The organism is Flammeovirga pacifica, from assembly GCF_000807855.2.
GTDB classification, from domain to species: Bacteria; Bacteroidota; Bacteroidia; order Cytophagales; family Flammeovirgaceae; genus Flammeovirga; species Flammeovirga pacifica.
Genome location: NZ_JRYR02000001.1, coordinates 2960746 through 2979263, shown reverse-complemented (window position 1 = coordinate 2979263; position 18518 = coordinate 2960746). Strand labels below are relative to the sequence as shown.

Here is an 18518-nt window from a genome sequence, read left to right as displayed (position 1 = left end):
ATTCCAATTTTTATTATTGCCCACGGCGTAAACCATGGGCAATTGTGTCAGTCTTTAAATCAATTGTTTGAGGTGATTATAGTTTAATCACTTTTTTGAGTTCAGGAGATAGTAAATCCGATGAATAAATATGGATTAGATAAACCCCTGAAGGTCCAGGAATATTAATTTTTATTTCATTTTGATGCAGATATTCCTTTCTCAAAACCTTTTGTCCTTGTAAATCATAAACTTCAATAAGAAGTGATGGAGGAGTGGTATCGAAATAAAGTATAGTATGTTCCCTAAATGGATTGGGATATACCTCGATAATTGAAGAGGAATGAATAATATCTGTAATATTATCGTCATCATCATCTTCTTCCACATTTCCTCCGCAGAACTCACTTCCATTTTCATGGATTATTAGGTTTAATGTGATATAAGTACTATCACATCCATTTTTAGAGTAAAGTGTATCATAGTAAACACCTGATTGGGTAATTAGGCTATCTTTAAATGTATAACTTGAACAGGTTTCAATGTCTAATTCTTCTGTAATCGCTAACTCTTTAGTGTAGGTGAGGATAACAGTACTATCACATCCTAATTGATTAATGAATGTATGCTGATAAACTCCGGTTGCAACTATATTTTGATCACCAAAAATGATATCATCACAAGAAGTTACCGTAATAGAATCTGTAGTTGGAGTACAGTCTTTGATAAAATCAACTTCAAAGAAATAATCATCATACACTTCGGCTTGATCCATACTAAATAAAAGAGTATCGCCCTTTAAAAGTGTTTTATTGATCTTGGCTTGATCACCACAGTTGTAGTAAAATTCTTCTTCGAAAACCCCACATTCACTGTAAATATTTATCATCGTTTCTTCTTCTGTAAGTTGACAAGTCGACACGATTAATTCGCCATCTGCAGGAGCAACATATTTAAAAAAGAGATTTGAGTATCGATGCTCTACTTCGTAAAATCCTTTTTCAACAAAAACGGCATCATTACAACTTGAAGCAGGAGTATAAGGTATTGTTCGATAAAAATCGAGATTGATAATACTATCACAACCTACATGATTTTCTAACGTAATTTGATATTTCCCTGACTCTTCCAAAAGGTGATTATTGTATTGATAAGCAGTATCAGAACTAATCAAAAGATCAGTTGTGATTTTAGGTAATCCAAGAACAATTAATTTATGAATTCCATGTGCTGTAGTATCCAATAATGTTTGTGGAGTAGTCACAACAGAATCTTTCCATACGATTTCCTCACAGCTTAATGCTTTATATTCCCATGTATCGGCTTCTTTTATTTTGTACTGTGTCACTCTAGTATCTCCTGATGATCCCAAAAAGATAGATGAATCATTTAAAACAATTTTTAATCTTGGAGAAATACCTTCTGCTTGTTCATGAACTAAAGCTTGAAGAGGATTCCATTGATTATTCTCCTTCTGATAGACTAAAATATCAATTGCTTGTACTCTGTATCCATTGAGTAGGTTTTGATATTCTGAACTGGAAGCAATGATTAATTTATTGTCTTTAATATTCACCATTCTACCATAATTACTATGCGTTAAATTATCGGGTAATTGAATGTGGGTATCAATGTTCCAATGTCCATCTTCATTTTTTGATAAAATTTTGATAGAGTCTGCATTGGCCACATTTCTATACTGACCTAAAATAAATTGATTGTTATCCAGGTCGCCATCAACATGAGTCGCATTGTAAATTGGTAACTGATAAGTATTGTTCCAATCATCTTTATCCCATTGATAAATAGCAAGTCCATCAATATTACCAATAAAGAAGTTCTCTTCATTCATCTCAATAAACCTAGGTAAATGGTCTATTTCTGTTACTTTGGCTTCTTCCCAAAGCTGAGTTGCCTCATTTAATTCATAATAGAATAAGTGATAAGCACTGGCAATCACCATATGATTATCGGATACCCCCATTTTACTACCAAAGTAAATTGACCTATTTTGTGACGATGATATTAACTGATGTTCATGCCAAAAACCATCTTCGCCTTTTTTATACACATACACAAAACCTCTTGTTCCGTCAGAGACTCCTGGATTATCAATATATCCTTTGTTGGCATTTATAAATAGGAAGTTATCAGTGATTTCAATTCTATATCCAAATTCACTTGCTGGGTTAAGATGGTCAAAAGCATAGAGTTTTTGATGAAAATCCCATTTTCCATTTTCGTCTTTGTTATAAATAGAAACAGATCCGACTTGTCTTATGGTTTCGTCCTCTTTTTCAAAATGATCCAATACAGCACCTACAGCCATAGTATTTTTATGTGTAGCTACTTCCCACCCAAACCTGTCATTGTAACTGTTATAACGTGAGGCATCATCTGTAATATATTCTGCATGAAATTGGAAATGATCCCCATTGAGCGTTTGTCCTTCGGTTCTTTGTACCTCCTTTTTGATACTTTCGTTCCCACTATCAGAAATACAATTTCCTATTCCACCAGTAGAGGCTTCAATTCCATTAAATTCATAGAAGTAAACTTGAGGATGTTGTGTTCCACAAAGAACTAATTCCTGTTCTCCATCACCATCTAAGTCACCAAACGATAAAGATTCACGACGAATATTGTCAAGATCAGTCAACCCAAAAGGATTTGTTATTGGAGCTGCAAACTGAGGAGAGCAATGACTGCCTGTATTTTCAAAGTACTGAATGTCGTTATTCCATGATCCTACAATTAAGTCCTGATCTCCATCATTATCAATATCATTAAAAACCGGAGTGCCTTCATAAATAGGAGAATGAATTATTCCATCTTCATCAATTTCAAATACGGGTAAACCAAAAGCAGATTTTTCTGGTGAATCGAACTGAGGAGTATTTTTATCACCTACATTTTCGTAATAAAAACTATCTCCATAATAATCGATTACCAATAGGTCGTAATCGCCATCGTTATCAAGATCAACAAAATCACTAGCATTAGTAGAGTATTCTCCAGCTTCTCCGGTTACTTCAAATTCAAACGCATTTTGTACTTTTTCGGCAAATTGAGGCTGTTCTGGAGTACCTGTGTTTTCATAATAGTACATATCCCCATATTCATAAATAGATACGAATAGGTCATAATCACCATCATCATCAATATCAACAAAAGAGGGTTCTAAAGCAGGTTTTTCTACTGGTACTTTAAAACCAAATGGAGAGGCTTCTGGAGGTGTAGAAAAATCAGATAAATATTTATCACCAGTATTTTCAATAAAATATAAATCAGGGTTTGTACCTAAGAAAAGGTCTAAGTCTCCATCATTATCAATATCAACTAATGCAGGTTTATACATAGAAGGTGTACCGGCATCAAAAATAGTTACACCAGTATACTCTTGAAAAGTTTGAGGAGCCTCAAAACTTTGAGCAAAAGCGTTATTTAGTCCCACATAACACGCAAGAAGCGTGATACATTTTTTTAAAGAAATCGACGGTTTAATATTGAAAATTTTAGTAGCAAGTTCCTTTATTCCTCTTTCGGTCTTTTTTTGTTCTTTTTCAGAAATGGTAGAGCAATGAGATAAAGTAGATAGTCGCGTAATTTTCTGTTTCAACTGTCTTTTTAATCGAGAGTTTTTACAGTGAATAGATTTCATAATAGTGTTTTTTGAATGTCTCTGCAAATACGGGAAGATTACTATTATTGAATGTTTTTTAGGCGTTACAAAGCATTACATTTTATTTTTTTGGCATTACAAAAGAGCAGTAAAATTGATAATAATCTTTGTTTTTGATTACATGGGTGATGTTTTTGGAGTGTAATGCTATTCAAAATCAAAAACACCCGATAATTCTGATAAAGAAAGCAGAAGCTTAATGAATGAACCCAAAAAAATAATTAATTTCGCACTATATTCTCACTTTAAACATTTTTATTACCCCATGAAAGAAGAATTCAAAGGACAAGGACATATGCTGCATCTTAAACTCCCTACAGATCCAAGATGGGTAGCTATGGTAGCTGAAAATAATATAGAAAACATCCTTGTAGATCATGCTTATTGCGAACAAAAAGCAGCTTCAGCAAGTATGTCTTTAATTGTCAATTATCCGGAATTAGATGAGTTAGTAGATACACTTACACCTATTGTTGCAGAAGAGTGGGAACATTTTGAAAGAGTATTACAACAATTACGTAAACGTGGTTTGTCTTTAGGTAGAATGAGAAAAGACGATTACGTGAACGGCATTATCAAGTTTGTTAAAAAAGGAGGGTCAAGAACAGATCAATTAGTAGATAAGCTTTTAGTAAGTGCTTTAATAGAAGCTAGGTCTTGTGAACGTTTCAAATTACTTTGGAAAGGATTAGACGATGAAGAACTGAAAGCATTTTATTATGAATTGATGGTCTCAGAAGCAGGACATTATGTTACTTTTATTGATTTAGCTAGAAAATATCAAGATCGAGAAAAAGTAGATGAACGTTGGCAAGAGATGCTTAAGAATGAGGCAGAGTTGTTAAAGTCATTAGAAGTGCGTTCGGATAGGATGCATTAACTAAACTATTGTGTAGTTTTGTGATTATAATGATAGAGCTTTTAGAATCAGTAGATAAATCAATGCATTTTCAAATTGAAAATTTAGAATCATTTCGCTTAAAGGCGTGGTATTGGGGGAAATCAGAGAGTCATTGTACTTATTTGTATGACCACAATATTGCTTACCCTGAAGGCGGTTTTAAACATCTTTTGGGCGTAGGAGCAAAACACATTTGTCCGATGAAGGATAACCATAGTTTTGATAGTGTGGAGATGTTCCATCGTGAGCACAAAACATGGATGTTTGGACATATGGGGTATGATTTAAAAAATGAAGTAGAATTACTTTGCTCTGATCATTATGATGGGATTGAATTACCTAATGCTTTCTTTTATATCCCAAAGACAGTTTTTGTATTTGATAAAGAGAGTGTAGAGATAGTTTCAGACGGAGATCATCAGAAGATATTTGATGAAGTGATGTCTACCACTGTACCTTCTATAACAGAAGGATGGGGAGGAAAAGTGACTCCAAAAATATCCAAAGAGATTTATCTAGATACGGTTCATAAAATTCAGGATCATATTGTTGAGGGGGATGTGTATGAAGTAAACATCTGTATGGAGTTTTTATCTAAAGAAGCAGATTTAGACCCTTTTGATGTTTACTTAAGATTATCATCTTTATCTCCTGCTCCATTTTCTGCTTTTCATAGAGTTGATGATAAATTTGTGGTATGTTCTTCTCCTGAAAGATTCATGAAAAAAGAAGGAAGAAGAATTGTATCTCAACCCATCAAAGGGACGATTCGGAGAGGGGCAAATGAAACGGAGGATGCACAGTTAAAAGAAGAGTTGAGAAACTCAGAAAAAGAAATTGCGGAGAACATGATGATCGTGGACTTGGTAAGAAATGACTTAGCAAGAACTTGTAAAGCAGGATCTATCAAAGTACCAGAAATTTTTGGTATTTATAGCTTTAAAACGGTGCATCAAATGATATCTACCATTGAAGGCGAAATGAAAGATTTTCAGCCTTTTTCTGAAGTGATCAAAAAAGCATTTCCAATGGGTAGTATGACCGGTGCTCCAAAAGTGATGGCAATGGCACTTATAGAGACTTACGAACGTACCAAAAGAGGGGTATATTCAGGTTCTATCGGTTACATTTCTCCAGAAGGAGATTTTGATTTTAATGTGGTCATTCGCTCGGCATTGTATAATGCAGCATCTCAATATCTCTCCTTTCAAATAGGTTCTGCAATTACTATAGACTCTGATGCTAAAGCCGAATATGAAGAGTGTTTGTTAAAAGCAAAAGGCATGTTAGCAGCACTTAATGCAGAGATTACTTTAGATTCGTAAATCAGAATAGATCAAAAATATTACAATAGCTTAAAAGGCTATATCACTTATAAATTGGTGATGCATAAACTATACAAGTATGAAAGTAAACTTCAATATCTTGGTAGCTATAGGCATCACCTTTTTTGGTTGTGCCAAGAATAGCGAACCAAAAGCAGATTTTAAAATTACAAATCAAGTAACTTCCTCTTTAGAGGATGATCTTTTTGGCCAATTCTTAGAAAGACCTAGTTGGGACGGTGAGTCAGGTCCTGAAGCAGCAATAAAAAAAGGTACACATCAATTACAAGAGGGAGTAGTGGACTTAATGGCTGAAATGCATATTCCTGTTTTACGTTTTCCTGGAGGTACAGATGTTGATTTTACAGAATGGACGGATTTAATTGATTTACCTAATAGAGCGTCAAGACCTATATTGACTGGAAATAGAAATACTCAAGTAGGAAGCAACTTTGGTTATGATGAAGCAGGTGCGTTATCAGATACTTTGGGATCTTCTTTAATGTTAGTGGTAAATTTTGGAGATGCTTATTATAAGAGGAAGCCTTTAGAGGAAACAGTAATGCATGAAATGGGTATGATAGCCTATATGAGTTCTACATTGGATGAGAAGTTACCAGAAGAGTTATCAAAATGGCCGCAATTAAGAGCAAGAAATGGTCACACATCCCCTTATAAAGTTAAATACATTCAGATAGCGAATGAACCTTGGGTTTTAGATAAAAAAAATATCCACCTGACGGATTCAATGTCTCAAGAAACACTTGATAATTATTTTTTATGCTTAGATGCTTTTGTTGATAAAATCAATGCGATCTTTCCAAATATGGAAATTATTGTAGATGCTAATTGTATGTCAATAAGTCCTTTAATTAAACCTCGTTATGGCAATAAGGTTGATTATGTGGCCCTTCATCAATATAAACCATGGGGAGTAGGAGCCTTTAAAAAAGGGGAATCTTTTGTTAAGAGAGACAGTTTGTCTAATGAGGAAATTTGGAATGCATGGATTGCAATGCCTGAAATTAATGAACAAGGCGTAACTTATTTAGGTGATGCACAAGTAAAAAATACTTACAAGGCAGGGTACCCAATTGCTGTTACAGAGTGGAATTGGAACGGTTGGTGGAAAGTGAAATCAGCCAAAAATAAGGATGTTGTAGGATCTAATTTAGCGAAGAGTTTTGGTGCAGCAGGCTATTTACATGCCATGATGAGAGATGCTGATAAGATAAAAATAGGTATACAATCGATGTTAGTAGGGCAATCTTGGGGTATAACTGCAATTAGAGTTTCAGAAGAGGAAGAGTTCTCTCCTTATTCTTTGCCTTCAGGACAAATTACTGGTTTATATGCGGAGCACCATGGCGATAAAATGCTGAAGGTTGATCAGAACAAAGTAGCAAAATATCATCAGCCTTATAAGGTGAATAGTATTGCTTCAGCAGATAGTGTAGCCGTACTAGATGTGGTATCATCTGTAGATGATGAATATTTATATATTCATGTTATTAATAGATCATTTAATAAACCAATCAAAACGAGTTTTGATGTTTCGGATTGGAATCCTAAAAACACTGATATCAATGTATATTCAGTATCCGGAGAGTTTCTAAATAGTGAAAAATGCAACCCTTCACATTTTGCTTGTTCAACTATTAAAATAGAAAAATCAAACTCGGGTAGAATAGCTATTTCATTTAAAGAGAGGTCGGTAAACATTTTAAAAGTACCATTGAAATAAAAAATTAAATCATTTTTTTATATGAACTATAAGCGTAATAATTGTTAAAAATTATTACGCATATTTTTTTTTACACGTTGTTATTGTTGTTAAAATAGTATAAATACTTGCATTTTGAAACGGTGTTGAAAGATGTGATTTAAATAATTAAGTAATGAAAAATGCAATTCTCTTTTTATATATGTTCTTAATTTTAACTATTGGAAATAGTTGTTTCGGACAGTCAAATGTGCAAATAATACAACCTGATTCTATAGTTAATTTTCATGGAGAAACTCAAATTCACATTCAACAAGGGTTTTATAAATTCATAAGAGTAAAATCAAATACGAGACTAATTATTGATGGAGAACTTTTTCTCTCAGACAGATTACCAGATAGTAAATTGCCCTTAAGCTACGGAACTCCTGTTATTTCTGATACAACTACAATAACGGGATATCATCATATTGGAATGGGTTGTGTTATTATTTTAGAACCTCATTCTCATTTAGAAGTAAATGGTAGACTTCATGATTTGGCTACACAACTGAGTATTATTTTGAAAGATCATTCACAAATTATCGTTGAAGATTTATTTACTTTTAAGTTAGCAGCAGAAAATCCAAATCATATTATATCCTTTGGCAGTGGATCTCAAATAATAGTTCAAGGCCGTACTAATATTAGATTAAACCCTTCTGAATACACTGATTTGGTCAATAACCTACATCGTTCAGATCTAGATTTTCTAATAACAATAGGGAAATTTTTATTAATTGATCCAAGAGTAGACATTTCCGATAGACAGTCTATAAATGAAGGAATAGATAGGTTTATTACGAATAATAGAAATCCAATTGTACAAAGAAATTTTATCATTGATGTAGATAGCCTAAATCATCCCAATGCAATGTCTTTAGACCAAGTAAAAGAATTTTACGGATACCTATTGCATACTTTTGATAATCAAGTTAGGTTCTTAGGAATGGGACCATTAACAAATATGTCTCGATTATATTTTGACTTAGAACATAAGTATGCTGAATTACAGCTGCCGATTGAACTTTCATCCTTTAATGTAACTGTACAACCCAACGATACTTTTAGTGTAAATTGGACGACACAAACAGAAATAAATGCGGATCATTTCACTTTAGAATATTCTCCTAATACTATTGATTTTGAAATGTTGGATGATAATATTCCAGCTTATGGGAATTCGAATGTAGAAAGAAAATATGAAGTCAATAACTTATTTCATAATACTCCAACGGGCTATGTGAGATTAACTGAGTATGATTTTGATGGGGCTAATCAATCATGGATAGAAGAAATACGCTCAACTTCATTAAAGGATCTGTTTTCATATCAACATATTTATCCAAACCCGGTAGCAAATCAATTGCATGTAGATTTTAATAATAATGATGATAACGATATTTATTTATCATTAATAGACATAGAAACGGGTCGAGTAGTGTACGAAAAGACGTTACATCACCAGACGTCTTTAGATTTAAATACCTCATCATTTTCAAATGGTATTTATTTAATGAACGCAAAAAGTGGTATTAATAGAGAGTACAAAGAAGTAGTAATAATGCATTAGGCAAATCTTCTATTTAGAGATAATGAAGGAGAGTGTGGATCTAGAAAATGGATTTGCACTCTTTTTTTGTAAAAAAAATAAATGCATATTTAGATATTCAATTATCTCTATTCCTACGTGAGTTAATCTCTAAACAACTTTTCCAAAGCAAACATGAAACTGAAAAGAACAAATTTAGATTTAGGTATTTCTATTACCTGGTTTCGACAAGATCTAGTAGAGAACTTACTAAAAACGTTGCCCTTCTTTTTCTTTTTTTTAGTGTGCCTAATAGCCTTCTTTTCTCTTCTTTTATCTGATCCAAATATTCAAAAAAAAGATGAGGTTGATTTACACCTTTTTGAAGTTTTGACTACGGGAGGAATATGTTATTTAATCGGTCTAATATCTACCAATTTATATTTTGGTTCATCATATATAAAATGTGATGCTGAAAAATTAGTCTATAAAAATCCTCGAAATAAAGAAGTACAGATTCCTGTAAATCAGATTGCTCAATTGTATCTTATCAACAATACATCACATACACAGAAAAAAAATAAAGTGGTAGTACATCTTATTCTAAGAACAAAAGAGAATGAAGATATTTACTTATTCGAAGATCGTACTTTTAGTGCCGAAAAAGGTAGAACTATAGAAGAGGCAATAGAACAATTTCTTGGTTTGGATGATTATGCAATTGAAGGGGAATATCATATGATAGGCCATCAGAAAAATGAACATCAATTAGCAAGTACATATAACGAAAATCTTTCTGTAGGGAAAGTAATTGATGTGAATCAGGAACACCATCTTTTGGAGAAAAATTACCAATTAGAGTGGGATAATCAGAGAGTGGATAATATTCTTTGGGCTAATAATGGTATTGAAGAAAAGATTATCTATTTAAAACATTCGAAATATTATTTAGAGCAACCTATTAATCCTACAAAATTCTTTATAAATACTTTTTTTAAAGAAACGATAAAATGGAGTGAATTAACAACAGACTTTAAATATCAAAGTAATAGCTATACGCTCGAAGAAGAAGTAGAAGGAAAGTTATTTCCAGACTATTCTATAAGCAAATCAATTCATGTAAATCAAAAGGTTTATAAAAGTGATAATAATAGAATAATTATTCGTCAATTTTTAGGAGTCAATTTTGAAGTTAGTAAAGTAGAGGAAATATCATGAATCTAGTAGAAGTAAATGATGGAGTAGCGGTAATTACATTTAAAGCTTTAGTATCTAAAAGATTAAAATCCAAAATAAACAAATCTCACTTTAGTACTGATAAAATATTGATGTATGCTATTGGACTATTTATTTCCGGTTCATTTTTTCTAATGCATTGGTTTTTTGGGCTTTGTTTTTTTTGTGTTTTTTTTAGTTTATTCGCTAATACAATAGGCCAGGTAAATAAAGAAACTTACTTCAAATTCCTCCTTAGAGATAATATATTATATTTTATTTCTATGAATAAAGACTTAGATCATCGAGAGCAATTTAATGCAGATAGCATAGAGCAGTTCTATATCAAAAAAGTCGGGGAAGACCAATTTAACTTGATGATCATTTATAAAAAAATGGAAGTAAATCATGAATCTGATTTACTTAGTTTTGGACATAAAAGAATAGCTGAAATTACAGATATCCTGGATTATATGCATCAGTTTTATGGTATCACTCCTAAGAAAATTGAAGACGAGTATAATTATGATAAAAAGACAAACTTTATTCCTAAACAAAAAAGAAATTTCTTTAAGCTGTTTGATCAAGATATCGAAGATATAAGAACGAAAGGTGTATTTACTTTATCAGGTGAAGATTATTTGGTAGAGAAAACACAACAAATAGAGTGGGATAATGGAATGGTTTCTTATCGTTTTCTAATTCATGAAGATCAATCTCTCTTTTATCACCCTATGATAAATAACCGATTATTATTTTTAGAAAGTAAAGCCCTAAAAGCCAATATAGATGGTTTTGATAGATATGTAGATTCATTAAATGAACAACCTAAAGTATTAAGTTTTGAGGGACAGAATTATTATCTTTTAGAAGTGAATAAAGGTGAAATATCTATGGATGGAAAACATCTTCATGAGGAATTACTGCAAACTATTTATGAAAGTGAAGATGAAAAATGCGTTCTAAGATGTAGCCAAATGGAGGATAAAATTAGAGTCTTTAAAGGTACCATGATGCAAGAAAAACAAATCAATCTAATTTTGCCTCAATTAGATGTTGATTTTTAAGACTCTATGAATAAATCATAAAGTGTTTTCATTAAGAAAACAACCAACATTACATTAAAGAAAAGTTTTACTTTTTTTGGATCAACTTTCATGGCCAATCCAGCTCCAATCCATGACCCTTTAAATGCTCCTACTAAACCGATTAACCCGTAATCCCATAATACTTTTCCTTCAACCGCAAAAGTAATAAGGGCAGCCAAAGAAGAGATCATGGCTAAACTTTTGGAGAAGGCAACGTTGATCATTGTAGGTACGGAGGCAAAGAATGAAATAATAAAAAATGAAATTACACTTGTACCCGGACCAAAGAAACCGCTGTAAAAACCAATAACAATAGCTGTAGGATAAATTATTTTAGGTCGGAGATGAGCTTTGTTTTTTTCGTTATCCTGATTTCTTTTTTTAGTCAACCAATCCATCAAAAAGAGTAAAATGATCATGACTAATAACAATATCAGCATATAATAAGTGGAGAGTACATCACTCATTTCAGCCCCAAAAACGGCCATGCCAATACATAAAACAAAAGATAAAAGTAATTCTTGATTTAATTGAAGTAGTCCATTCTTATAGTAACGCCAAGTAGCGGTTACAGAAGCTGTTGTTAAAATTACTTTGTTGATTCCTAATATAAAATGTGAGGGTAATCCTAGGTAAATTAATAATGGAATTGATATCATACCTCCGCCACCTGAAATGGCAGTAATGACAGAAGAGAATATACATCCTATAAACCAAATAAAATAGTTGACGATCGTATCATCCATCATAGATTAATGAAATTGGTAATAAGTAAATATAAATGTAATACATACTACCGTATAAATGCCCATCAATGGTAAACCAACTTTCATAAAGTCTTTTGGTTTATAACCACCGGGTCCATATACTATCCAATTGGTTTGGTAACTAACAGGAGTTAAAAATGCTGCTGAAGCGGCAAAGGCTATGGCAACAAAGAAAGGAGTACTTTGTACTTCTAACATCTGACTTAAAGAATAGGCAATAGGGAATGCAATAGAAATTGCAGCTACGTTGGTAACGAAAGAGGTAAGCATAACAGTAAATAAGAACAAACCGATTAATACGCCATACACACCAAAAGGAAGAAATATTTTGATAAAAACATTACTAACAATTTCACTTGCCCCTGAGGAAATAAAAGCTTCTCCAAGAGTTAGTGCAGAGGTGAGTAATACCAATAAGTCCATATCCAATTCTTTATTCACAATATTAAAATTGGTCGCTTTGATGAGTAATAATCCAGAAAAGGCAAAAATAGCAGCCATTAATAATGGAATAACATCTAATGCAACTAAAGCAATAAGTGTGGCTAATAGACTAAAGTAACCCCATTTTTTAGTAGTAGAAATCGTGTTTTTATTATTTTCTATCGTACTTAAAACGTAAAATTCTTTATACAGCTTAATATTGGAGAAGAAGGTATCTCCTGCAGACAATAAAAGCATATCACCTGCTTGAAGATAGACATTGTCTAATTCTCCTGTGATTTTTTGACCATTACGATGTATAGCTACTAATTCGACATCATAGGTTTCTCTAAAATTTATTTTTGATAATTTTTTCTTAGATAAAGCAGAATTTGCTGGGATAACGGCCTCTACTATTTCAGCTTCATCATCATGGTTAGGAACAGCTAAACCGACATCAGAATTGAGAATAATCATAATGTTTTCGGTTTGTCCCATAAACATTAGGGTATCTCTTTCTTCAAAAATAAAGTCATCAGGAATTGGTGTTATCACTTTATTTTTTCTGTGTACTTCAATTAAATAAGCACCATCAAAAGATTTAATTTTAGAAGCGGCAACTGTTTTGGAGATTAATTTGGAACCTCTACGAATTTGTAATCCCATTAGATATTCGGGAGCTATCGCTTTAGCGTCATCAAAAACTTCTTTATTTTCTGGTAAAAGGTGATAACCAATCGTCACTAAATACAAAATTCCGAAAAAAGTAACCAAAAGTCCCAAATAAAGGAAGTCGGTATAGGCTAAAGGAGGTAAGTTGTTCGTTTCTATAAAGCCAACCAATACTAAATTGGTTGAAGTACCAATAACTGTGATCATACCACCGAGTATGGTACTGAAACTTAAAGGTATTAAAAGCTTTGAAGGGTGAGCTCCCATTTTTTTACACCAATCGTAAACAAAAGGAGTAAGGCCAGCAACCACAGGTGTATTATTGGTAAAAGAAGAAAGTAAAGCAGAGAAGGTTATGATTTTTGTAAGAAACAATCTAGGCTTTTTTGATTTACCCACTAAGTGACTTAATATCTCAGAAACATTGAATGTATGATAAAGATGAGTAGTCACAATAACTAGCACAATGATTGTAGCTATGGAAGAGTTACTTAAAGAACTTAAGACATTGTCCACTTGTATGATACCAGTAATCATTAAAGCGACTACTCCTAAGAAAAAAATAGTAGAAGGTTTCTCCCATTCTTTAAGTAATGCGATAACGACAGTTATTACGGTGACCAAAACAATCCATTTATCGAATTCTTTCGGTATTAATTGTATATGGTTTTGAGCTAGTAACAATGGGTAAGGCATAATTTTAGGTTAAATATCAGGTATTACTTTAAGTAAATAATAGTTTAGTTAGGATAATGATATCACAAATAACATACTTATATTATAACAAACTGATATTTTTATCAAATAGTTGGTCACTTAGTTTGAAATTTTAAATTGATCTAGGAAAAAATCCTATTTAATATATCACAGATGAAAGTTAGTGCAGAGTTTAGAGGAATTGCCACAATAATTATTCTTAGTTTATTATTACTGACCAGTTTCGTGTCTTTTTTAAGGTCTTCACAGGCAGAAAAAAGAGAGGTTTCTGAGGTACTACTAAATCAAGAATATAAGATTGCCAATATTCCATATCATGCGAAAGAATACTATCGATCAGAAGATAGAAAGACCTTACTTCAATTAAAACAAGAAGCGGATAAGATTTACTCTCAGATCTTAGCTATGGAAAAAGGAACTTCTTCCAACTCTACTGACAAACAAAATATATTGATCATCACTAAATTAGGAGATGATGAATTATCACATTCTTTAGAATTATATAGAAAAAGGTTTGAAGATTATTATACTAAAATTGATCTGATGTGGGATGCTAGTATAGAATCCAATTCATCAGTAAATCTTCAGGCAAAATCTAAAAGTAATTCATTAAGTAGTAGGGCACGTGCATTGGATGAGGAAGAAGGAAGTGATAAAATTGGCAAAGCTTTAGATTTTCTTCAACGAAGAAATTCATCCCTATTGTTACATAACAGAGAAACGAGGTTTCACCTAGAGGAGAATATCAAAAAAACAAGGACTAAAAGTTTAATCTTTAACGGGTTATTAGTTGTTTTTGGTGTACTAATATTACTTACACAAGGAGCTTATTTTAGAAACAAAATACTTATTCATATTCATCTTTTAAGAAAAAACTTAGAAGAGTTTACCGGAGAAAAAGAAAGTTCTGAAGTTCCTGACATACAAATTATAGAAAATAAAGTATTTGCCTTAGAAGATGATTTCAATAGAATTACTGAGATGATCGAATACCTAGGAGATAAAGATTATGAAGTAAATACTGATGGTTTAAATACACGTCTATCTGATTCATTCCATAGAGCAAGAAACACTCTAGAACAATTATCTAAAGAGGAATTTGTTAGTAAGTGGATTACTGAAGGATTAGCCAAAACAACTGAAACACTTAACGGACAACAATTTGACTCTATCGAAGAGATGGCGTATGAATTTGTTCGATTTGTAACCCGCCACTTAAATGCATTACAGGGTGGAGTGTTTTTAAAAATGAATGCTGAAGAAGCGAATACTGTTCACCAAGTAGCAAGTTATGCTTACGGTAAGAAAAGATTCCCTCAAAGAAAATTATCTTCTAATGAAGGGTTAGTTGGGCAGGTGATGTTGGAAAAACAATTTGTTTATGTAGAAGATTTACCAACACATTACACAGCAATTTCTTCGGGTTTAGGAGAAGCACCTCCAAGATCAATTATTATTATTCCTGTAGTTCATGGTAATGATGACGTTTATGGAGCAGTTGAAATAGCTTCCTATCACTCTTTATTACCTCATGAACAAGAGTATGCAAATGCGGCTTGTGAACGTTTTGCTTCTGCTATTGCAGTTTACATGATGAACGAAAATACGCGTAAGCTATTAAAGGAATCAATGGAGGTGAATGATTCTTTAAAGAATAAAGAAGAGTCGTTGATTAAGAAAACTGATGAAATGCAGGAGGTGCAAGATCAGTTGAACACAAAACTGACTGAATTATCTAAAGAATCTAACCTTAATAAAAATATTCTCGATGCCATAGGTAAAACAATGGCAATTATCGAATTCGATATGACAGGTAAAATCTTAACTGCTAACGATATGTACCTTTCGGTGATGGGATACAAGCAGGAAGAGATTATAGGGAAACATGAAAGAATTTTAGTGGCTTCGGAAGAAGTGAATTCAATGCGCTATAAATTACTTTGGGATAGTTTAACTAATGGATCATTCATTTCTGGTGAGTACTGTCGTATGAGTAAAAATGGCATGGAAAAATGGATGAATGGAACATATAATCCAATATTTGGTTTAGATGGTAAACCATATAAGATCATCAAATTTGCCGAATTTACTACTGAACAAAAAGCAAAAGACCTCACTTATGTTGAACGATTAGCATCATTTGGACACCACTTCCCTGTGTTGGATATTGATGTTGATGGAGTGATCAAATCTGCCAACACAAAATTTACAGAGGTATTAGGTTACAAAAGAAAAGAGTATAGAAATACGCCTATCCTAGAATTCTTAGAAAATGCGAGCGAAATCAGAATGTTTAAACGCATGATGAAAGACGTTAAAGCAGGAGCAAATACTTCTCAAATGTTTGTACTTGTAGATAGTGAAGGGAATTCGAAGAAATGTAATATCCATTTATCTTCTTTGAAAAAACTAAATGGAGAGATTGATAAAATGACTCTCTTTATTGAAGATCGTACGGAGCAAGAGTATATCAAAAAAGAATTAAGTACTCAATCAGAAACATTAGCTTTATTAAGAAGTGAGATGACTACTCGAAATCAAATTCTTGATGAGCAAGCCATGATCTTAGAAGTAGATCTAAATGGAAAATTAATTGCGGGTAATGAAGCAGTTGAAAAATGGACGGGACAAAGTTTAGATAAAATTATCGGACACCCTATAGCTGATATTGTAACAACATCATATCAAACGGCAATTTCTGGTTTATTAGATCCAGAATTAAATGGTATAAGTTCTAGAACTATTGAATATAGAACACCTAAAAAGAAAGCTCTTTGGGGGCATACAACCTCTTCTGTAGTGCTTAAAAATGAAGTACCAATTAAATATATCTTTATTGTATTTGATGTTTCTAGCTCTATTGAAAAAGAAAAAGTATTAAATATTGAACTTGAAAGACAGAAGGCTAAAACAGCTCTAACAAGAATACAATCTCAAAGTACCAGCCAATTAATTGATGAAATTTTTAATAAGAATGATATCAATTTTGAGGATGATAACTGGATAGATCAGCTTCCTTGTCCTGCTTGTATACTCGATAAACAATCGAATGTTATCAAAGCAACTACTTCATTAGAGAAAGTGGTAGGTCAGGTAGTTAGAATGGTTGATGTACCTGATTACTTATCAGACAGTCAAATCACTCAAATCAAAGAATCCGTTAAGAATGCAAAGTTGATGGAGGAAAATGTCAAATTAAAAGGAGTGAACTACACTATGGTTATGGTGCCTTTATTTGATGAAGCAGATCATAAACAATTAGTTTTATTTGCTGAATAGTAAATACTACCCGTTTTTTTAATTCTAAGTCAAGAAATAATTGCTTTCTAAAAACATTTATTGATTAATTTTTTCAATCAAAAGTTATCTTTGTGCGTTATGATATAGGATGACCATCGAATTTAATCAATCAATGAAAAAGACATTAGCAAGTGATAATTATGCAGGTACATCACCTGAAATAATTGAGGCAATAACAAAAGTAAATAACGGACATCAGGGTGCTTATGGTGCGGATGAGGCTACTTTAGAAGCCGCAAAGATGTTTAAAAGACTTTTGAAGGAAGATATAGAAGTGTTTTTTACCATGAATGGTACTGGTGCTAATGTGACTGCATTAAGTACTGTTTGTCCATCTTATGGAGCAGTGATCTGTTCGAGTGCAGCCCATATTAATGTAGATGAATGTGGAGCACCAGAGAAATTTGGAGGTTTCAAGTTACTTACTGTTGAAAAACAAGATGGTAAATTAACCCCACAAGATATTCAACCCTTTTTAGTGAATTTAGGCGAGCAACATTGGTCACAGCCTAAGGTAGTTTCTATCACTCAAGCTACTGAATATGGAACAATATATTCTGTTGCTGAAATAAAAGAAATTGTAGATTTCGCTCATAAAAATAATTTATTAGTACATGTAGATGGAGCTAGAATTAGTAATGCAGCTGTATCGTTAGGTGTTTCTTTTAAAGAAATGCTAGTTGATACTGGGGTCGATTTTATCTCTTTTGGAGGCACAAAAAACGGACTCATGTTTGGCGAAGCGGTGATATTTCTAAATACAAAACTTGCTGAAAATTATAAGTATGTGAGGAAACAAGGAATGCAACTTCTTTCTAAAATGAGATTTATCTCCGCACAGTTTTTAGCATTATTTGATGGTGATTTATGGTCTAAAAATGCATCACATGCTAACAAAATGGCCCAATTGCTAGCCGATGGTTTAAGCAAAGTTCCCAATGTTGAGATTACTCAAAGAGTACAAGCAAACGGTGTTTTTGCTATAATAGATCCATCGGTTATCCCTGTTTTACAAGAGCAATCACCGTTTTATGTATGGAACGAACAAACTCATGAAGTTAGATTAATGTGTTCTTTTGATACCACCGAAGAAGAGATCAATCAATTTATTGCCACTTTAGAAAAATTATCTTCTGTAAGTGTTTAATAAATAGTG

Annotated in this window: 11 protein-coding genes; 8 read left to right on the top strand and 3 right to left on the bottom strand. The window is 32.6% G+C overall.

Going from position 1 to position 18518, the window contains the following annotated elements; genetic code table 11:
* Positions 1-76: 76 nt before the first annotated feature.
* Complete coding sequence (locus NH26_RS11615) at positions 77-3640, bottom strand: FG-GAP-like repeat-containing protein (RefSeq protein ID WP_044224201.1); 3564 nt, start codon at positions 3638-3640, stop codon at positions 77-79.
* Between the two features lie 286 nt (positions 3641-3926).
* On the opposite strand from NH26_RS11615, the gene miaE reads away from it, so the two are divergent.
* The 6 genes from miaE to NH26_RS11585 all read left to right on the top strand — a co-directional run bounded on the left by miaE (position 3927) and on the right by NH26_RS11585 (position 11462).
* Positions 3927-4541, top strand: a complete 615-nt coding sequence (miaE, locus tag NH26_RS11610; protein ID WP_242427322.1) for a tRNA-(ms[2]io[6]A)-hydroxylase — start codon at positions 3927-3929, stop codon at positions 4539-4541.
* 29 nt (positions 4542-4570) lie between these two features.
* The gene (locus NH26_RS11605) at positions 4571-5887 is read left to right on the top strand and encodes an anthranilate synthase component I family protein (protein WP_044224203.1); all 1317 of its coding nucleotides are present in this window, start codon (positions 4571-4573) and stop codon (positions 5885-5887) included.
* Positions 5888-5966: 79 nt separating this feature from the next.
* Entirely contained in the window at positions 5967-7631 is a 1665-nt protein-coding gene (locus tag NH26_RS11600) for a hypothetical protein (RefSeq protein ID WP_044224205.1), read from the top strand.
* Positions 7632-7785: 154 nt separating this feature from the next.
* Positions 7786-9222, top strand: coding sequence for a T9SS type A sorting domain-containing protein (locus NH26_RS11595; protein ID WP_084812150.1), 1437 nt, complete (start codon positions 7786-7788; stop codon positions 9220-9222).
* 153 nt (positions 9223-9375) lie between these two features.
* Positions 9376-10398 (top strand): hypothetical protein, encoded by a 1023-nt coding sequence (locus tag NH26_RS11590; protein ID WP_044224209.1) that lies wholly within the window; start codon positions 9376-9378, stop codon positions 10396-10398.
* Positions 10399-10679: 281 nt separating this feature from the next.
* On the top strand, positions 10680-11462 hold the full coding sequence (locus tag NH26_RS11585) for a hypothetical protein (protein ID WP_139263022.1): 783 nt from the start codon (positions 10680-10682) through the stop codon (positions 11460-11462).
* Here the strand turns inward: NH26_RS11585 and NH26_RS11580 are convergent.
* Together NH26_RS11580 and NH26_RS11575 are read right to left on the bottom strand one after the other, a co-directional pair.
* Positions 11459-12229 (bottom strand): sulfite exporter TauE/SafE family protein, encoded by a 771-nt coding sequence (locus NH26_RS11580; protein WP_044224213.1) that lies wholly within the window; start codon positions 12227-12229, stop codon positions 11459-11461. The two genes, NH26_RS11585 and NH26_RS11580, sit on opposite strands and share 4 nt — an antisense overlap.
* Before the next feature lie 6 nt (positions 12230-12235).
* Positions 12236-14041 carry an SLC13 family permease gene (locus tag NH26_RS11575; RefSeq protein ID WP_044224215.1) on the bottom strand — a complete coding sequence of 602 codons (1806 nt, stop codon included), beginning with the start codon at positions 14039-14041 and terminating at the stop codon, positions 12236-12238.
* A gap of 174 nt (positions 14042-14215) precedes the next feature.
* On the opposite strand from NH26_RS11575, the gene NH26_RS11570 reads away from it, so the two are divergent.
* Together NH26_RS11570 and NH26_RS11565 are read left to right on the top strand one after the other, a co-directional pair.
* Positions 14216-17341, top strand: a complete 3126-nt coding sequence (locus NH26_RS11570; protein WP_044224217.1) for a PAS domain S-box protein — start codon at positions 14216-14218, stop codon at positions 17339-17341.
* A gap of 133 nt (positions 17342-17474) precedes the next feature.
* The gene (locus tag NH26_RS11565; RefSeq protein ID WP_044224303.1) at positions 17475-18509 is read left to right on the top strand and encodes a threonine aldolase family protein; all 1035 of its coding nucleotides are present in this window, start codon (positions 17475-17477) and stop codon (positions 18507-18509) included.
* The last annotated feature ends 9 nt before the right edge of the window (positions 18510-18518 follow it).

What these genes read in the sequence shown, in the direction of transcription:
- NH26_RS11580 (WP_044224213.1), bottom strand. Translation starts at nt 12,229, where the DNA reads ATGGATGATACGATCGTCAACTATTTTATTTGGTTTATAGGATGTATA.
- NH26_RS11595 (WP_084812150.1), top strand. Translation starts at nt 7,786, where the DNA reads ATGAAAAATGCAATTCTCTTTTTATATATGTTCTTAATTTTAACTATT.
- NH26_RS11615 (WP_044224201.1), bottom strand. Translation starts at nt 3,640, where the DNA reads ATGAAATCTATTCACTGTAAAAACTCTCGATTAAAAAGACAGTTGAAA.
- NH26_RS11575 (WP_044224215.1), bottom strand. Translation starts at nt 14,041, where the DNA reads ATGCCTTACCCATTGTTACTAGCTCAAAACCATATACAATTAATACCG.
- NH26_RS11600 (WP_044224205.1), top strand. Translation starts at nt 5,967, where the DNA reads ATGAAAGTAAACTTCAATATCTTGGTAGCTATAGGCATCACCTTTTTT.
- NH26_RS11565 (WP_044224303.1), top strand. Translation starts at nt 17,475, where the DNA reads ATGAAAAAGACATTAGCAAGTGATAATTATGCAGGTACATCACCTGAA.
- NH26_RS11605 (WP_044224203.1), top strand. Translation starts at nt 4,571, where the DNA reads ATGATAGAGCTTTTAGAATCAGTAGATAAATCAATGCATTTTCAAATT.
- NH26_RS11585 (WP_139263022.1), top strand. Translation starts at nt 10,680, where the DNA reads ATGAATAAAGACTTAGATCATCGAGAGCAATTTAATGCAGATAGCATA.
- NH26_RS11590 (WP_044224209.1), top strand. Translation starts at nt 9,376, where the DNA reads ATGAAACTGAAAAGAACAAATTTAGATTTAGGTATTTCTATTACCTGG.
- NH26_RS11570 (WP_044224217.1), top strand. Translation starts at nt 14,216, where the DNA reads ATGAAAGTTAGTGCAGAGTTTAGAGGAATTGCCACAATAATTATTCTT.
- miaE (WP_242427322.1), top strand. Translation starts at nt 3,927, where the DNA reads ATGAAAGAAGAATTCAAAGGACAAGGACATATGCTGCATCTTAAACTC.